20 protein-coding genes are annotated in these 17179 nt (G+C 63.2%); 18 read left to right on the top strand and 2 right to left on the bottom strand.

Annotated elements, in window-relative coordinates:
• Positions 1–2: 2 nt before the first annotated feature.
• From AWB79_RS21850 to AWB79_RS21830, 5 genes are all read left to right on the top strand, one after another.
• A complete protein-coding gene (locus AWB79_RS21850) occupies positions 3–1220 on the top strand; it encodes an acyl-CoA dehydrogenase family protein (protein ID WP_061169562.1) in 1218 nt (405 codons plus the stop codon).
• A gap of 19 nt (positions 1221–1239) precedes the next feature.
• The gene (locus tag AWB79_RS21845; RefSeq protein ID WP_061169518.1) at positions 1240–1770 is read left to right on the top strand and encodes a flavin reductase; all 531 of its coding nucleotides are present in this window, start codon (positions 1240–1242) and stop codon (positions 1768–1770) included.
• Between the two features lie 2 nt (positions 1771–1772).
• On the top strand, positions 1773–2459 hold the full coding sequence (locus AWB79_RS21840; protein WP_198399074.1) for an ethyl tert-butyl ether degradation protein EthD: 687 nt from the start codon (positions 1773–1775) through the stop codon (positions 2457–2459).
• Between the two features lie 42 nt (positions 2460–2501).
• Entirely contained in the window at positions 2502–3422 is a 921-nt protein-coding gene (locus AWB79_RS21835) for a LysR family transcriptional regulator (RefSeq protein WP_061169517.1), read from the top strand.
• 134 nt (positions 3423–3556) lie between these two features.
• Positions 3557–4525 carry a PDR/VanB family oxidoreductase gene (locus AWB79_RS21830; protein WP_061169516.1) on the top strand — a complete coding sequence of 323 codons (969 nt, stop codon included), beginning with the start codon at positions 3557–3559 and terminating at the stop codon, positions 4523–4525.
• A gap of 11 nt (positions 4526–4536) precedes the next feature.
• On the opposite strand, the gene AWB79_RS21825 is transcribed toward AWB79_RS21830, so the two are convergent.
• Entirely contained in the window at positions 4537–5457 is a 921-nt protein-coding gene (locus AWB79_RS21825; protein ID WP_061169515.1) for a LysR family transcriptional regulator, read from the bottom strand.
• Positions 5458–5612: 155 nt separating this feature from the next.
• On the opposite strand from AWB79_RS21825, the gene AWB79_RS21820 reads away from it, so the two are divergent.
• From AWB79_RS21820 to AWB79_RS21775, 10 genes are all read left to right on the top strand, one after another.
• Positions 5613–6896 carry an aromatic ring-hydroxylating oxygenase subunit alpha gene (locus tag AWB79_RS21820; RefSeq protein ID WP_061169514.1) on the top strand — a complete coding sequence of 428 codons (1284 nt, stop codon included), beginning with the start codon at positions 5613–5615 and terminating at the stop codon, positions 6894–6896.
• Positions 6893–7393 (top strand): aromatic-ring-hydroxylating dioxygenase subunit beta, encoded by a 501-nt coding sequence (locus AWB79_RS21815; protein ID WP_061169513.1) that lies wholly within the window; start codon positions 6893–6895, stop codon positions 7391–7393. Before AWB79_RS21820 ends, AWB79_RS21815 begins: the two co-directional genes overlap by 4 nt.
• A gap of 57 nt (positions 7394–7450) precedes the next feature.
• Positions 7451–7825 carry a tautomerase family protein gene (locus AWB79_RS21810; protein ID WP_061169512.1) on the top strand — a complete coding sequence of 125 codons (375 nt, stop codon included), beginning with the start codon at positions 7451–7453 and terminating at the stop codon, positions 7823–7825.
• Positions 7826–7991: 166 nt separating this feature from the next.
• Positions 7992–9161 carry an acyl-CoA dehydrogenase family protein gene (locus AWB79_RS21805; RefSeq protein WP_061169511.1) on the top strand — a complete coding sequence of 390 codons (1170 nt, stop codon included), beginning with the start codon at positions 7992–7994 and terminating at the stop codon, positions 9159–9161.
• Between the two features lie 52 nt (positions 9162–9213).
• Positions 9214–9591, top strand: a complete 378-nt coding sequence (locus AWB79_RS21800) for a hypothetical protein (RefSeq protein WP_061169510.1) — start codon at positions 9214–9216, stop codon at positions 9589–9591.
• A 13-nt stretch (positions 9592–9604) separates the two neighbouring features.
• Positions 9605–10120 carry a nuclear transport factor 2 family protein gene (locus AWB79_RS21795; protein ID WP_061169560.1) on the top strand — a complete coding sequence of 172 codons (516 nt, stop codon included), beginning with the start codon at positions 9605–9607 and terminating at the stop codon, positions 10118–10120.
• Positions 10117–11268 carry an amidase gene (locus tag AWB79_RS21790; RefSeq protein WP_061169509.1) on the top strand — a complete coding sequence of 384 codons (1152 nt, stop codon included), beginning with the start codon at positions 10117–10119 and terminating at the stop codon, positions 11266–11268. Before AWB79_RS21795 ends, AWB79_RS21790 begins: the two co-directional genes overlap by 4 nt.
• Before the next feature lie 13 nt (positions 11269–11281).
• Entirely contained in the window at positions 11282–12025 is a 744-nt protein-coding gene (locus AWB79_RS21785; RefSeq protein ID WP_061169508.1) for an SDR family NAD(P)-dependent oxidoreductase, read from the top strand.
• Positions 12026–12043: 18 nt separating this feature from the next.
• A complete protein-coding gene (gene hpaC / locus AWB79_RS21780; RefSeq protein WP_061169507.1) occupies positions 12044–12577 on the top strand; it encodes a 4-hydroxyphenylacetate 3-monooxygenase, reductase component in 534 nt (177 codons plus the stop codon).
• Positions 12578–12673: 96 nt separating this feature from the next.
• Positions 12674–13336: a TetR/AcrR family transcriptional regulator gene (locus AWB79_RS21775; protein ID WP_061169506.1), complete on the top strand. Its 663-nt coding sequence runs from the start codon at positions 12674–12676 to the stop codon at positions 13334–13336.
• 4 nt (positions 13337–13340) lie between these two features.
• Here AWB79_RS21775 and AWB79_RS21770 read toward each other — a convergent pair whose 3' ends face one another.
• A complete protein-coding gene (locus tag AWB79_RS21770; protein WP_061169505.1) occupies positions 13341–14405 on the bottom strand; it encodes a porin in 1065 nt (354 codons plus the stop codon).
• A gap of 307 nt (positions 14406–14712) precedes the next feature.
• Between AWB79_RS21770 and AWB79_RS21765 the strand changes: the two genes are divergently transcribed.
• From AWB79_RS21765 to AWB79_RS21755, 3 genes are all read left to right on the top strand, one after another.
• Positions 14713–16167: a flavin monoamine oxidase family protein gene (locus AWB79_RS21765; protein WP_061169504.1), complete on the top strand. Its 1455-nt coding sequence runs from the start codon at positions 14713–14715 to the stop codon at positions 16165–16167.
• The gene (locus AWB79_RS21760) at positions 16164–16556 is read left to right on the top strand and encodes a c-type cytochrome (RefSeq protein ID WP_063963521.1); all 393 of its coding nucleotides are present in this window, start codon (positions 16164–16166) and stop codon (positions 16554–16556) included. Before AWB79_RS21765 ends, AWB79_RS21760 begins: the two co-directional genes overlap by 4 nt.
• A 65-nt stretch (positions 16557–16621) precedes the next feature.
• Positions 16622–17089, top strand: coding sequence for a YybH family protein (locus AWB79_RS21755; protein ID WP_061169502.1), 468 nt, complete (start codon positions 16622–16624; stop codon positions 17087–17089).
• Positions 17090–17179 lie beyond the last annotated feature (90 nt).

Genomic DNA, 17179 nt, shown 5'->3' with positions numbered 1-17179 from the left:
GCATGCACGCCGTTCAAACCGAAAGCCGCAGCGCCTGCACCGCCAGGGCGCATATCATCGACACGCAGAACGACTATCCGCGTTATGCCGGTCCGCTTTCGCTCGACGAGCTCATCGTCGAGGTCGAGCGACGTCGCGACGAGTTCGACGGGCTGTCACACGTCCCGCGCGACATGATCGGCAAGATGAAGCGCGCGGGCATCTTCCGCGCGAGCACGCCGAAGCGTTTCGGCGGCGATGCCCTGCCGCCGCCGCGATTTCTGGAAGTGCTGGAACGCATCGCCATCGCCGATGGATCGACCGCGTGGGTGGCGGCCTTTGGTTCGGCGAACACGTACCTCGCTTCACTGCCCGTCGAGACGCAGGCGCGCATCTACGCGAGCGGTCCCGATCAGGTTTTCGCGGGAGGCCTCTATCCGCTTCAAAAGGCAGCGCGCGCGCCGGGCGGCTTTCTGGTGTCGGGCCAGTGGCGCTTCGCCAGCGGCTGCAAAGGCGCGGACTGGATCGGCGTGGGCATCGGCGGCGCGCCGGGCGATGCAGGCGGCACGACCGCGGGCAAGCCATTCACCGCCGTGTTTCCCGCTTGCGAAGTGGAGATCGTCGACAACTGGAACGTGGTCGGCATGCAAGCAACGGGCAGCCACGATCTGCGCCTCAAGGACAAGTACGTCGACGAGCAATGGACCTTCGTGCGCGGCGGCGCGCCGATGATCGACGAGCCGCTTTATCGATACCCTGCCGTCGCTTATCAGGCGCAGGTGCATGCAGCCGTGAACATTGGACTCGCGCGCGCGGCGCTCGAATTGCTGAGCGGCATGTCCGGCGTCACGCAAACAACGACGGGCGCGCCACGGCTCGCCGATCGCGCCTACTACCGCTCGGGACTCGCGCAAGCCGAGGCGAAACTGCGCAGCGCGAGAGCATTCTTCTTCGAAGCGGCGGAAACGTCGTGGCGCACCATCCTGGCGGGCGATCCGATTCTGCCCGCCGAAGCGAACCTGCTCCGTCTTTCCGCCACGCACGCCGCGCACACTTGCGCCGAAGTCGTCATGGAGGCCTACAAGATGGCGGGCATCGGCGCGATCTATCGCGAAAGCCGCATGCAGCGTCTCGTGCGCGATTCGATCGTGGTCACACAGCACGCGTTCCTCGGAGAAGGCACGTATGACGCGGCCGGCGCACTGTTCGTCGGCATTCCGCCCGTGACGCCTTATCCCTGATTCGCGAGGAGCAATCGCCATGACGCACGACAACGCGCAGAACGACGCGCGCGCCCGCTTTCGCAACGCGATGGCCTCGCTGGGCGCGGCAGTGAACGTGATCACCACCGATGGCCCGCGCGGACGCAACGGCATCACCGCCAGCGCGGTCTGTTCCGTGACCGATTCGCCGCCGACCATGCTCGTGTGCATCAATCAATCGAGTTATGTGCATGACGTGCTGCACGAAAACGCCAACGTGTGCATCAATGTGCTGGGGGCGCACGGCGAGGCGCTGGCCCAGCTTTTCGCGGGCATGACCGGCTGTTCGATGCAGGCGCGTTTCGATCAATGCGCGTGGACGCCCGGGCATTCGGGCGTTCCGGTCCTCGATGACGCCATCTCGAGTCTGCAGGGGAAGATCGTCGACAGCAAACCGGTCGGATCGCACTCGGTGATCTTCGTTCAGATCGACCGGATAGCGAGCCGCGAGGAAGGCGACGGCCTGGTCTATTTCGGCAGGCAGTTCCATCATCTTCCGCGTGCGGGCGCATCCAGAAAGGCGGCATGAGCATGCAAGCGTGTCTCTTTCTCGCCGGCGCGCGCCCTCTTGCGAACGTCCATGCGTTGCGGCGTCACGCGGCGGACATTCACGGCCTGCGCCAGTTGATCGTGCATGAATCGATGGATCGCGCGGTCGATCCGCGCATCGCGGCGCCCTCGGACGCGCCTTCATGGGTGCTTCAGTGGTACTTCGACGAACTCGCCCCGGTCGAAGCCGCGCTTCGGGCGGAGGGCCCGATCGGGCGGGCACTCGATGCAGCGCACGACATGCGCGCGGAAGGCATCACTCAACAGGTCATGGCCGTGCGCACGCTGCGGCCCGCCGCCTTCACGCCCGCGAAAGAACACGATGAGCGATGCACTTATCTGGTCGAATACGAAGGACCGGCCGAAGACCTGAACGCATGGCTCGCGCACTATCTGCTGCATCATCCGCCGCTCATGCTGCAACTTCCCGCGCTGCGCGAACTCGAAATCTATACGCGCATGGATTGCACGAGCGGGCTGCGGTATGCACACGCCACGGCGATGCAGCGCAACAAGGTCGCGTTCGACGATGCCGGCGCGCTGGCCCGTGCCCTCGCCTCGCCCGTGCGGGACGCGATGCGTCGCGACTTTCACGCGCTGCCGCCTTATCGCGGCGCAAGTCCTCATTTTGCGATGCGCAGCACATACGGTAATCTCGCGGCAGACTAACCGGCCGTCGCGCGCCACGCGACCTGTTTGCGAGAGCTGCGCATGAACAAGTCGAACCTCGGCCTCGCCGATCTGAATCTCCTGCGGGTGTTCCTCGCCATCTGGGACTTGCGCAGTCTGACCGCAGCCGGGGATCGCCTTGGACTCACGCAGCCCGCGGTAAGCCATGCGTTGCGCCGGCTGCGCACGCACTTCGAAGATCCGCTCTTCGTGCGCACGCCCGGCGGCATGGTGCCGACGGATGCCGCATTCCGTCTTTATCCGCCGCTCGCACAGGCGTTTTCGCTCATCAACGAAGCGATGCAGCAGGTGGCGAATTTCGACCCCGCCAGCGCGCAACGCGTATTTCGCGTGTCGATGTCCGACATGTCGGAGTTCTATTTCCTGCCGCCCCTGATCGCCCTGCTCGATCGCGAGGCGCGCGGCATTCGCATCGAAGTGGCGAACATTCCGCTCGATTCGGTGAGCTCGGCGATGCGCGCGGGCGAGATCGATCTGGCGCTCGGCTATGTTCCCGGCCTCGATCCGGCGTGCGTGAGCCAGACGCTCTTTCTGGACGAGCATGTATGCGTCGTACGCGCCGGTCATCCCTTGCGCAAGACCAGGCCGAGCCGCGAAGACCTGAGCGCGCTGCGCTACGTCTACGCCAGCACCAATGCAACCGGGCATCGCATGGTCGAGCAATGGCTCGACGAGCTGAACCTGAAGCGGGAAGTCGTGCTGAGGCTTCCGCATTTCGTCGTCGCACCCGAGATCGTGATGAACACCGATCTCGCGGTCATCTTTCCGAAGAGCATCGCGAGACGCTTCAACCGGGGCAAGGCGTTTCGCATCCTGCCGCTTCCGTTCCCGCTGCCGCCCATCGAAATTCAGGTGCATTCGCACACACAATTCGCGGCGGACCCCGGCATCGCGTGGCTGCGCGAGACCATCCACGCGATGTTTCATCAGCCAGCGCCGTGAGCGACGCGCTGTACGCCAACGAGCCAAAAATCAATCCGACTGATGCACTGGGACGTTTTTAATCTATTTCTCTTATCGAGACCGCCGCGTTAATCTCGACGCATCGTCCCCAGGAAACACGTCGGAAGGCAATCATGCAAGCTCAAGCAATCAGAGTTCGGGTCGACGCCTTGTGCGAGGAAGCGCATGGCGTCCGGTCGTTCAGCATCTCGCGTCTCGATGGACGCCCTTTCGAACGCTACGAGCCGGGCGCGCATATCGACGTCACGAGCCCGTCGGGCGTGACGCGCCAGTACTCGCTGTGCGGAGACCCCGAGTGCCTCGAATCGCAAATCTTCGCGGTCAAAAAGGAAGACCAGTCGCGCGGCGGGTCACGCTCGCTTCACGAAGAGGTGAGCGTGGGCACGGAATTGTCGGTCGGCGCGCCGCGCAACCTGTTTCGACTCGAAGAGAACGCGAGCGAGCACATCCTGATCGGCGCGGGCATCGGCATCACGCCTCTGCTGTCGATGGCGTACCGGCTCGCCGCGCGACAAGCGCCCTTTACGCTGCACTATTTCGCGCGCAGCGAGGCGCACGCCGCGTTCATGAACCTGCTCACGCGCGAGCCGTTCGCGCGGCACGTGAAGCTGCATTTCAATGTGGAACCCGCGAACCTCGGCCCGGAACTCGCGGCATGCGTGAGCGACGCGGGCGACAAGGCGCACGTCTATACCTGCGGTCCCTCGCCGTTCATGGATAAAGTCGTCGAGACCGCGCAAGCGCTCTTGCCTGCGGAGGCTATCCATCTCGAACGTTTCAAGGCCGAGCCCGCCAGCGCGGAGGCTCCGTCGCTCGACAGCTTCGACGTGCAGCTCGCCAGCACGGGCCAGACCGTACACGTCGATGCGAAAACATCGATCGTCGATGCACTGGCCGCGATCGGCATCGAAGTCGACACCTCGTGCGGCGAAGGGGTGTGCGGAACCTGCATGGTCGATGTCGTGAGCGGCGAACCGGAACACAGGGACCATTGCCTCAGCAAGGCGGAACGTGCGAGCAACAGCGTCATCTGCTGCTGCATCTCACGTTCGCGCTCGCCCGTGCTCGTGCTCGACCTTTGATCCCGCGAAGCTCATCGCTTTTCGAAGTTCGCCAGAATTTCGGTCATCAGCTCGCGCATCCAGGCGATGCCTTCGTCTTCGTGAAAATGCTCGTGCCAGTGCATCGTCACAGCGGCCTTGGGTAGCTGCACGGGCAACGCGTAGATGCGAAACGCATCGCCTCGATTCAGGATATGCGCGAGCCGTTCCGGCAGCGTCGCGAGAAGATCGGTCGCGGCCAGCACATCCGGCACGGCGACGAAATGCGGCAGCGCGAGCGCGATGTTGCGTCCCACGCCTTGCGCCCGCAACGCGTCGTCCAGCGCATGATGGCTGTGCTCCAGCGAGCGCACCTGAACATGCGAGGCGGCGAGAAATTGCTCCAGCTTCAACACCTTCCCTGCCGGCAGATCCTTGCGCTTGCGCGTCATGCACACATACGATTCCTCGAACAGCAGGCTATGACGCGTGCGCGGCAGGAGCGTGGGCAAGTTGCCGACGGCGAAGTCCAGTCGGCTCGAACGCAATGCTTCTTCGATCTCCTCCACCGGATGCGGCTCGATGCGCAGCTTCACGCGCGGCGCCGCCCCTTGCAGTGCCGCGCAAAGCGCCGGCAAGTACGCCATTTCGCCCGCATCGGAGAGCGAGAGACGGAACGTGCGCGTGCTCGTGGCCGGGTCGAATCGTTCCGCATAGCGTAACGCCTGGCGCACCGTGTCGAGCGCGCGTCCCACTATCTCCGCAAGCTCGAGCGCGACGGGCGTCGGCTGCATGCCCGCCTTCGTGCGGATGAACAAGGTGTCGTCGAACAGAGTGCGCAAGCGCCCGAGCGAATAGCTCACGGCGGGTTGCGAAAGCGCGAGCCGTTCGCCCGCGCGCGTGAGGCTGCCCTCTTCCACGATGGCCTGAAACACACGCAGAAGATTGAGATCGATGTGGTCGATGGAAGTCATGGCGTCGTGGGTAATATCGGCCAGACTTATCCGGCCACCTTTTTTTAATCGATTTGACGCATGATCTTCTGAAAGCGAGACTGATGTCAACGAGAGGATGCGCTGATGTCGTGCCGCCATCCTCGTGTTAATCACTCAACTTTCCCACGAACACGATGAGCACGCCGACCTATCAAACCATCGACACGAGCGCCCTCGCGAAGCGGGCACAGGGCGATCGCGTCGCGCCTTCCCTGTACTACGATCCCGAGCTCTTCGAAGCCGAACTCGACCGCATCTTCTACAAGACGTGGATCTGGGTCGCGCATGAAAGCGAACTGCCGAAGCCCGGCGATTTCGTCACGACGACCATCGGCCGCCAGCCGGTGATCGTGGTGCGCGACAAGACGGGCGCCGTGCATGTGCTGCAGAACCGCTGCCGTCACCGTGGCGCGACCGTATGCGAAGAGCACAAGGGCAATGCGAAGGGCTTCACGTGCCCGTATCACAGCTGGTCCTATGCGCTTGACGGCACGCTGCGCGCGCTGCCTTATGGCGACGGCTACGAAGGCGTGTGCGAGAAAGGCGATCTGCCGCTCAAGAAGCTGCGCGTCGGGATTTATCAGGGTTTGATCTTCGCGAGCTTCAACGAAGGCATCGAGCCGCTCGAAGATTTTCTCGGCGGCGCGAAGCCGTGGATCGATCTGTTCATGAAACAGGGCGCGGGCTATCCGATCAAGGCCAATGGCGAGCACAAGTTCAAGTTCAAGGGCAACTGGAAGATTCAGCTCGAGAACACGACCGATCTTTATCACTTTCCCGTCGTGCACAAGTCGTGGATGAAGTCGATCGATGATGAGACCGCCGCGGTCATCACGAGCTTCATGACCAGCGACAAGGCTTTCTGCCGCTCGCTCGGCAACGGCCATAGTCTCGCGGTGCTCGTGCCGGAAATCGTCGATCTCGACCAGGACGACGGCTCGCCGCTGCCGGAACGCTTCGACGAACTGGCCGCGCAACTCGCCGAAAAACACACGCCTGAGGAAGTGCGCCGCATCGTGCGCTCGCTGATGGGCGTGGGCTTCAACCTGAATCTCTTTCCGAACCTCGCGCTTTCGATGGCGTTCTTCCGCGTGCTGCGGCCCATTTCCGCTGAGGAAACCGAAATTCGCCACGTCGCGCTGGCGATGGACGGCGGTCCCGAGGAAGCGAACCGCGTGCGCCTGCGCATTCACGAGCATTTCCAGGGCCCGTTCGGCTTCGGCAGCCCCGACGACGCCGAAGCATGGGAGCGCGTGCAACGCGGCTCGCATGCCGGTCCGGACGTTCCGATTCTCGTGAATCGCGGCCTGAATCGCGAAACGACGGCACCGAACGGAGAAAAGACCGCGCACGCGACGGATGAAACCGGCATGCGCGAAGCCTACAAGCAATGGCGCGCAATGATGGAGCAAGCATGATGGATGATCGCAACGCACTCTTCTCTCAACAGACTTTCGCGCGCGCGATCGAATTCATCTGGCGCGAGGCCGAACTGCTGGATCGCCGCGACTATCACGCGTGGCTCGAGCTGTGGGACCCGAAGGGCTTCTATGTGGTGCCGATCGATCCGAACGCGACCGACTTCGCCGCCACGCTGAACTATGCTTACGACGATCAGCACATGCGCCAACTGCGCGTGCAGCGCATGACCTCGGGCTATTCGGCGTCCGCATCCGACGCGGCCCGCACGGTGCGCACCGTGTCGCGCTTCACGCTGTCGAGCGATGGCGCGGACCTCGTCGAAGTGAAGTCCTCGCAGATCATCATCGCGTACAAGCGTGGCGTCTCGACCATCTTCGCCGCCGACCTCACGCACAAGATCAGCATGGCGAGCGGCGAGCCGAAGCTCGTCGAGAAAGTCATCCGCCTGATCGATTCGACCGAAGCGCTGAGCGCCATCGGCTTCCTGCTCTGATGATCGGGCGCATCGGCGCGCATGTGCGCCGATGCGCCCGTCTCTCCTGACACACCCATGCCAACACTCGAAGTCTATCTTCCTCAGGGCCACGCGGACGAACGCAAGGCCTCGCTGATTCAAGGCCTCACGCAAGCAACCGTCGATGCAATCGGCGCGCCCGCGGAGTCCGTGCGCATTCTGCTGTCCGAGCTGCCTGCGGCGAATATCGGACTGGGCGGCAAGCTCACGCCGGCCGCGCTGCCCGTGATCGTCGCGATCCTGATCGCGGGACGCACGGAAGCGCAAAAAGAAGCATTGATCGCCCATCTGTGCAGGACCAGCGCCGGGATACTCGACGTCCCCTTGCAGTCGACTCGCGTGATGATCAAGGACATTCCCAACACCGACTTCGGGCTCGGCGGCAAAACCGCCCGCGCGCTCGGGCGATAGCGCGCCGTCGCTAAGGATTTCTTTAGGCGGGTGGGTGATTTGCACCCGGCAGCATCGTCTCTTCCCAATTGTTCCTGCTTTTTTGCTTTCCTAGACTGGTGTCATCGGATGCGACCTGCATACCGCGCACCTTACTTCTCATCAAGACAATAAACGGAGACACCCCATGTCGCTCGCCGCTGCAATCAAGACAATGGACTACGCCGTCGAACCCGAGGCGCTCACGCTCGATGACGTCATCGCGGAGATCGCCCAGCGACGCGAGGAATTCGAGCGCCTCTCGCATGTGCCGCGCGATGTCATCGAGAAGCTGAAACGCGCCGGCATCTACCGCGCGGCCACGCCGAAGCGCTTCGGCGGCGATGCGCGCGCACCCGGCGAATTCCTCGAAATGATCGAGCGCATTGCGACCGCGGACGGCTCCGCCGCGTGGGTCGCGAGCTTCGGCAGCGCAAACCTGTATCTCGCCGCGCTGCCGGTCGATACGCAAGCCGCCATCTATGCAAGCGGTCCCGATCAGGTCTTCGCGGGCGGGCTCTTTCCCGTGCAGAACGCCGCGCCGGAAGCTGGCGGCTACCGGGTGAACGGCACGTGGAAGTTCGCGAGCGGCTGCAAGGGCGCGGACTGGCTCGGCGTGGGCATCGGCACGGGCAAGCCGGGCGAAGCGCCGGGCAAGCCGCGCACGGCCGTGTTCAGGCCGGCGCAGGTGGAGATCGTCGAGAACTGGAACGTGGTCGGCATGCAAGGCACCGGCAGTCACGATCTGCGCGTGACGGACCAGTTCGTGGCGGACGACTGGACCTTCGTGCGCGGCGGTACGCCCACCATCGACGAGCCGCTATATCGCTATCCGACCATCGCTTACGCCGCGCAAGTGCTCGCGGTCGTGAATCTGGGTCTCGCGCGCGCCGCGCTCGATGTCGCAAACAACATGGCCGGCGGACGCAAGACCACGACAGGCGCGCCGCAACTCGCCGATCGCGCCTACTACCGCATCGAGCTCGCCAAGGCGGAAGCGCAGTTGCGTTCCGCGCGCGCGTTCTTCTTCGATACGACCGACAGCGTCTGGCAGTCCATCCTCGCCGGCAACGAGGTCACGCCCGATCAGGTGAGCCTCTTGCGCCTCTCGGCAACGCAGATCGCGCGGGAAGGCGCCGAGGTCGTGAACCGTGCGTATCGCCTCGGCGGCACGATGGCAATCTATCGCAACCATCCGCTGCAGCGCCTCGTGCGCGACGCCATGGTCGTGACGCAGCACGCGTTCCTCGGCGAAGGCAACTACGACGGAGCGGGCGCCGTGTTCGTCGGCGTTCAGCCGATTCCCGGCTATCTGTGATCCCGCTCTCCAAGAATCTCGAAGACTCACTCAAGACAAAGGCAAACACCTCATGACCGATACCCGTAACCTGCCGCTGCGCGTGCTGTTCTGCTGCGGCGTCTCGCAAAACTTCTTCGACCTGCCGCGCGAACAGATCGGCGAAGTGTGGCAGGCCTACAGCAAGATGCTCAACGCCGTCGAAGCGATGGAAAACGTGCGCGTGCTCGGCGTGATGGATGACGACCGGCTCGTCGTCGGCAACGCGGATGGCGCGCCGTGGACGTTCTACATCATGGCCGATGTCGCCGATTTCGACACCGCGGTCGCCGTGTGCAATCTGTATCGCACGACCCCCGTCGGCGAATACAACCTGTGGCGCTACGGCAAGATCGAAGCGCGCGTGGGCCGCGCGCTGACCGTTCCGCCCATCGCCGGCAATAACGCGTGATCCGATGACCGCAATGAACGACTCGATCATCGCGAGCCTGCAGGCGCGTCTGCGCGCGCTCGAAGCGCAGAACGCGGTGCGCAAGACCATTGCGCGCTACATGGCGCTGTGCGACGTGCCCGCGCGCGCGCTCGAAGGCGAATCGCTCGCCGCGCTCTTCAGCGACGACGCCGTGTGGGAAGGCATCGGCCCGCAGTACGCGAACAAGTTCGGCCGGCTGCAAGGGCCGCGCGAGATCGTCGCCATGCTCGCTCGCTATCTGCCGCCCACGCCGCATTTCGCGACCAACGTGCACTTTCTCACCGCCGAGCACGTCGAAGTCGAAGGCGATACGGCGAAAGGCCGCTGGATCATGCTGCAGGCCTCCGGCTATGTCGATGCGAAAGCGGAGCTCATCGCGGCCCGTCTCGAAGTCGACTTCATGCCCTCTCCGCACGATGAATCGACGTGGCTGATCCGGCACTTCCGCACCGAGCGCCTGTTCGACGCGCCGTGGCACGTGAATCCAGTCAAAGGAATGTCTACATGAGCGCCATTCTGCAAACGCTCGATCTCGGCGCTCGTGACAATGCGAACGCGCCCACGATCGCGATCAAGGACAGCATCGACATCGCCGGATATGCGACGACCGCCGCCAGCCGCGCGCTCGCCGACTCGCCGCCCGCCCGCGAGCACGCCGAAGTCGTGCAGCGGCTGCTCGACGCGGGCTGGCGCATCACCGGCAAGACCAACATGCACGAACTCGCGTTCGGCATGACCGGCATCAACGACTTTTGCGGCACGCCGCGCAATCCGCAGGACGAGACGCGCATTCCGGGCGGCTCGTCGAGCGGCTCGGCGTCGGCGGTCGGCCAGAAGCTCGTCGATGCCGCGCTCGGCACCGATACCGGCGGTTCCATTCGCGGTCCCGCTGCATGCTGCGGCGTGTTCGGCCTCAAGCCGACGTTCGGACGCGTGTCGCGCAAAGGCGTCGCGCCTCGTGAGACCTCACTTGATTGCGTCGGTCCCTTCGCGCGCGACATGAACACGATCATCGACGTCATGCTGGCGATCGATCCTTCGTTTCAGGTCGGCCGCGCGCGCCGCGATGCATCTTCGGCACGCGTGGCGTTGCTCGACGTGGACGCAGATGAGGCGATCGCGCGCGCGGTGGCCGCGGCGGTCGGCACCGCCGGACTCGCATCGCGCAAGTTCAGACTGGAATCCATGAAGGATGCATTCGCGGCAGGCCTCGCGGTCATCAACGCGGAGACATGGCGCGCGTTCGGCCATCTCGTGGACAGCGGCAAGCTCGGGGGCGATATCGAAGGCAGATTGCGTGCCGCGGCGAATACGACGGATGCCGGCCTGGAGGCCGCCGAGCGCGTGCGGCGCGCATTCACGGACGAAGTGGACCGCACGCTCGAAGAAGCCGATGTGCTCGTGCTGCCGACCATGCCCGCCCTGCCGATCACGATCGATGCGGCGCGCGCCGGGACATCGGTGATCGGCATGTCGTCGCTGATCCGGCCTTTCAACCTGAGCGGACATCCCGCGCTGACGCTGCCCGTCGCCATCGAGGGTTCGATGCTCAAGGCCGGGTTGCAGATCGTCGGGCGCAAGGGAGAGGATGAGAAGGTATGCGCCGTGGCCGCGCACATCGAAGCGATGCTCGTCAGCCACGCATCGAACGTATAAGGGAATCGAGAGTATGTCAAAGAGAATCGTACTGGTTACCGGAGCCGCGAGAGGTTTGGGCGCGGTCGTCGCGCGGCGCTTTCACGAGGCCGGCTACAAGGTCGCATTGGCCGATATCGCCGTCGAGGCCGCGCAGGCCGCGGCCCGCGATCTGAGCAGCGACGGTTCGAGCGCATTCGCGCTGAAGTTAGATGTCACGTCGAAAGCCGATTTCGAAAGCGCACGCGATACCGTGCTCGAGCGCTGGGGCGCAATCGATGTGCTCGTGAACAACGCGGGCGCGTCGAAGGTCATTCCGGTCATGGAGATCACCGCCGAGCAGTTCGATCAGGTCATCGACGTGAATCTGCGCAGCGTCTTGTTCGGCTGTCAGGTATTCGGTCAGCACTTTGCGGCCAGGGGCGTCGGGCGCATCGTGAATATCGCGTCGCTTGCGGGACAGAACGGCGGCTCCGCCACGGGCGCGCACTATGCGGCCGCGAAAGGCGGCGCCATCACGCTCACCAAGGTATTCGCGCGAGATCTGGCCGCTCAGGGCGTCACGGTCAACGCGATTTCGCCGGGCCCGCTCGATCTGCCGATCGTGCATGAGAGCGTTCCTGCGGACAAGCTGGAGAAGGTCATCGCCGGGATTCCGGTGGGCAGGCTGGGGTCCGCTGCCTACATCGCGGATGTCGCGATCATGCTGGCCGCGCCCGACGCGTACTTCGCCAATGGCGCGTGCTGGGATATCAACGGCGGCCTGTTCATGCGCTAAGAAGGAGACTCCGACATCATGTCCGCCAACCCCAGTCAGATTCAAACCGAAATCGACCCCGTGCGCCAGCAGTTCCGGCAGGCGATGGCTCATCTCGGCGCCGCGGTCAACGTCATCACGACGGCGGGCCCGCACGGCCAATGCGGAATCACGGCGAGCGCCGTGTGTTCCGTCACGGATGCGCCGCCGACCTTGCTCGTCTGCCTGAATCGATCCAGCGCGATGCACGCCGTGTTCGACGGCAATCGTCATGTTTGCATCAACGTGCTGCCGGCGAGTCTGGAAAGTATCGCGCGCCACTTCGCCGGCCTCACCGGACTCTCGATGGAAGAACGCTTCCAGCTTCCGGTATGGGATGAGGGCCGGAACGGCGTGCCCGTGTTGCGCGGCGCGCTGGCGAGCTTGCAGGGAAGAATCGTCGAAGCGAAGGATGTGGGCTCGCACGCCGTGATGTTCGTGGAAACGACCGACGTCAAGGTGCGTAACGACGGCGACAGCCTGATTTACTTCGACCGCAACTTTCACCGCGTTCCGCGGGTCTGGAAAGCGTAAAACGACTCTGCCCACGGCGTCGTTGGTCGTTTGACCTATCTTGCATGTTCCTTACGAATGCAGCAAAATCCATCGTCTCGACGCACTTGACGATGGATGATGAAGACAGACCTGCCTGCGGGTTCAAAGAAGCGTGCCGACGACAGACGCGACCCGCCCACGGATCATGAGCGGACGCTGACCGGGCGCGGACGGGAAACCTTTGCGCGCGTCCTGGAATGCGCGACCGAAATCGTCACGTCCGAAGGATACGGCGCATTGACCATGCGAAAGCTCGCGACGAGCGCCGGCATGTCGCTTTCGAACGTGCAGCACTATTTCAAAACGCGGGAAGACGTGCTGGAGGCGGTCATCAAGGAAACGATGGCCCGATACGTGACAGACGCCTCGCGCTTCCTCGACGACTCCAAGGCGCCGCGCGACCAGCTCGAATCCGTCGTGCGCTTTCTCGTGAACGACATCAAGAAGCCGCGCGTGCAGAGTCTCTTCGGCGCTTTCTGGGCGCTCGCTCAAACGCATGATTTCGCCAGAAGCCTCATGGACGACATGTACGTCGCCGAACGCAAGCTGCTCGCACAATTCGTCAGGCGCGTCAATCCCGCGCTGGATGCGAGCCAGGCGGTCCGCCGGGCCGCATTGATCGGATGCCAGATCGAGGGGCTCATGCTGCTCATTCCCCAGCGCAATCGCTTTCCCTCGGATATCCGCGGCATCGAGGACGAACTGGTGCAAGCCGTTCTCGGCCTCGCGATGGCTTAGATCTTCAGAAGGCGTGCTTGATGCCGATCCGCACGGCCGATTGAGCAGACGTGCTTGAATTTGCGCCCAGCCCCGCTTCCGCCTGGGCGCCGAAACCGTGATCGTGTGCGAGCGTGGCGACCGCGTAGACATCGGTGCGCTTCGAAAGAAAATAGTCCACCGCACACGTCACCTGATTGGCCGACCCCACGCCGCCATTGCGCTTCTGATACTGAAAACCTCCTCCGACCTGTAGCGCGGAATCGAACTGATAGGTCGCGCCCAACTCATATGTGTTCGCGCGTGGGCTGCCGTCCGTAGTCTGCCAGACGGTCGACGCCAGCCCGAAAACGCGCAGCGCGCCGAGCGCGTACGCCATGCCCCCCACGATGTCGTGAATATTCCCGCCCGCGGCAATGTCCTTCTGCCCGAAGTATCCCAACGACGCACTGAACGCGCTGTTGTCGTAGGTCATCACGAAGCTCGATGACGAACGCTTCGCGACCGATCCGGGCACGTTTCCTAATCCGTACATCGCGCCCCCGGAGAAACCACCGACGACAGGCGTGACGTACTTGACCGCGTTATCGACCTGAAGTCCCCAGACGCGGTTGTCCAGCACGTATCCCCCTGCGGCGTTCGCGGGGAGACTCCATCCGAACAGGCCCGCAGGCGTATTAGCGCCGATCGCATAGGCAGGCATGACGTCACCGACGAGGTCGTACTGCCGGCCGAGCGTCACCGTCCCCCAAGGACCGCCAACGCCCACGTATGCCTGCTGCCCAAAGGCCGTTCCGGCGACAAGATTCCTGCCGTCCGAAGTCTGAAAACCGCTCTCCAGACGAAACGTGACGAACGCGTCGTTGCCGAGGTCTTCGCGGCCCAGCATTCCCCATCGTTCCGGAACAGCGACGCCGGACTGTAGCTGAACGGCAGCGCCCGATCTATCGCCGCTGGCGACATTGTTGGTGTAGGTCACGCCAGTGTCGAGGAGCCCGTATAGCGAAACCGACGACTGCGCCGACGCGGGACCACTGCCAGCCGCCGCGAGAAATGCCGCAAGGAACGGACAGAGACGGCAAGGTTTCATCTGGCACTCCATGACATTGATGGTGAGGAAAGTTCAAAACCAATAGACCGAACGGGGGCAACGACGATCCGGAGGTTATAGGTCGATTGACCTTTTAGTCAAACTATCGACGGCTGGTGAAAACACCTACGCCTGGCCCACGCGATGCTTGGCGCATTGAAGAGACGGGCTTGTGCTGCGTTTTTCGAGGTATTTCTAGGCACTCTCAACCGAAGAACAATTGTCGGATTTCGCTCAGATCACTTGCAAGGTCGAAATTGTCACTATATAAGGTCATTTGACCTATTTACGACAACTGGAGATAGTCATGAGCATTGGTGACAACCCGGCGGGCGCGCGCAGACGGTTTCTGGCCGGCGCGGGCACTACCCTCGCCGCCGGAGCGATCGCGCCTCTCATCGCGCGCGCGGACGATTCGTCCCGCCGCTCAAGCCCGAAGGGCAGAACGTCGTACGACGTAATCGTGGTCGGCGGGGGCTTCGCCGGACTGGTGGCGGCGAGAGATTGCGCGCAGAAGGGCATGAAGGTTTTGTTGCTCGAAGCGCGCACGCGAATCGGTGGGCGGACCTTCGTGAGCCAATATCACGACCATCAGGTCGAACTCGGTGGTACCTGGGTGCATTGGGCGCAACCCTATGTCTGGGGTGAGATCAACCGCTATGGCATGAAGCTCGCGGAAACGCCGGGGGCATCGCCTGAATCGTTTGCGTGGCGAACGGACGACAAAATCCGCACAGCGGATGGGCAGAAGGCCTTCGCCATGCTCACCGAAGCCATGACCAAGTTCTGCGACGTCGACGGACAACTCGGCCGCACGGTCTATCCGCGCGCGCCGGAGCCGCTGTTCAACGCGGAGCAGGTCCGCAAGTACGATCAGATGACCCTCAACGACCGGCTTGCGCAGATCAACCTGAATCGTGACCTCGCGGATCTGCTGGCTCCGCAATACACGATCAACGCGCATCGTGATCCCGGCACGGGGTCGCTGGCCGAACAACTTCACTGGTGGGCGCGCGGCGACTTCGACATCGGGCTGCTCTTCGACCGATGCGGACACTACAAGATCGCCGAAGGCACCAGCGGTCTTGCGGGCGCGATACGCGATGACGCCGACTTCGACCTCAACCTGGGTTCACCGGTCAAAGCCATCGCCCAAAAGGGCGGCAAGGTCTCTGTCGTCACCGATCGCGCAACGTACTCGTGCGGCGCGGTCATCTGCGCGGTCCCGGTCAACACGCTCAAGAACATCAGGTTCGAGCCCGGTCTGAACGCGGCGAAACGCTCCGCATCGGCGGTGGGCGTCGCCGGCACAGGCAACAAGTGCTATGTCCACATCAGGCAGAAGGTGGGTGTCTGGATGGGTACGGCGCCCTACCCTTATCCGATCACGCTCGCCTTTACCGAGCAGGAACGCGACGACGGAACGCTGATCGTCTGCTTCGACGCCGCGGGCGCGCTCGACGTCAACGATCAGTCCGCCGTGCAGACTGCGATACGCGGACTCATTCCGGGCGCCGATGTGGTCTCCGTGATCTCCTACCCGTGGACCGCCGATCCCTATTCCCAGGGAACCTGGGCGTTCTACCGTCCAGGTCAGTTGACCCATAACTTGACCGGTCTGCGCGAGCGTGAAGGAAATGTCTTCTTCGCAAGCTCTGACAGCGCCATGCTCTGGCGCGGCTTCATCGACGGTGCAATCGAAAGCGGCGCACGGACGGCGACGCAGGTATTTCAGACACTCAATGTGAGAAGCAAGGCATGACACTCGTTAAAGCTGCTAGATGGTTCTCTTCCGTGCTCGTCGCCGCATCGGCGGTTGCGTCCGCCGCCACGCCCGATGATCAGTCCGTCTCGCTCGGACATCACCAGTTCGAATCGTCGTGCGCGATGTGTCACGCGGTCGAAAAGTCGAAGGGCAATATCGTCGGCCCGAATCTGGCCGGAGTGGTCGGACGAAAGATCGGGAAGCTGTCCGGCTTCCAATACAGCGCAGCGCTCAAGGATTCAAAAGGCGCATGGGACGAAGCGTCGCTCGATGCTTTCCTCAAGAATCCTCAAGCCGCTCAACCCGGCACCGCAATGCCATTTGCGGGCATCAGGAACGATGAGGATCGCAGAGCCCTGATCACCTATCTGAAAACCGCGCGCTGATCGCATTCTGTGACCACCGCCGCGCCGTACTGGAGTTCGCGCGGCACCAACATGAGGAAGATGCAATGTTGAAGAACGCTTCTCGCCATTTCAGCCGTGCGGCCTTGTTTTCCGCGCTCGCGCTTTCGACCGCGAGCGCATTCGCCGGCTCGTCGCAAGCCGATTTTCGGCCGCGTCTGGACAAGATCGAAACATCGTGGAAGGCACAGGATGCCGACGCGGTGGCCTCTGTTTATAGCAAGGACGCGATCGTCACCGGCCAGGATAGCCCCGACGCCGCAAAAGGCCGTGCAGCGGTCTCCGCGAAAGTGAAGGAGCTGATGGCGGGCGCCAGGTCCACGAAGATCTCGATCTACGACACGCAGGTCCTGAGTGATCGTTCGGCGCTCACATGGGTGACCTGGGACGTCGAGCCCAAGGATTCGCAGGAAAAGCCTTTCTCCACCAAGAGCCTCTTCGTGTGGAAGAAGGTTGGAAACGAGTGGCTCATCGTTGCCGATATGTATGCGCTCGGACCGATGAGCGCGAAGTAAGGCGCCCTTTCGCCGATCGATGGGGACGTCGTGCGTCACGCGGCCGTCGCGTTGCGACGGTCGCACATCGAACAGCCAAATCTCTTTCAC

Origin of the sequence: Caballeronia hypogeia (assembly GCF_001544875.2) — a bacterium.
In the GTDB taxonomy this organism is placed as follows: Bacteria; Pseudomonadota; Gammaproteobacteria; order Burkholderiales; family Burkholderiaceae; genus Caballeronia; species Caballeronia hypogeia.
The sequence above is the reverse complement of the archived record's forward strand: the minus strand, read 5'-3'. Positions and strand labels throughout refer to the sequence as shown.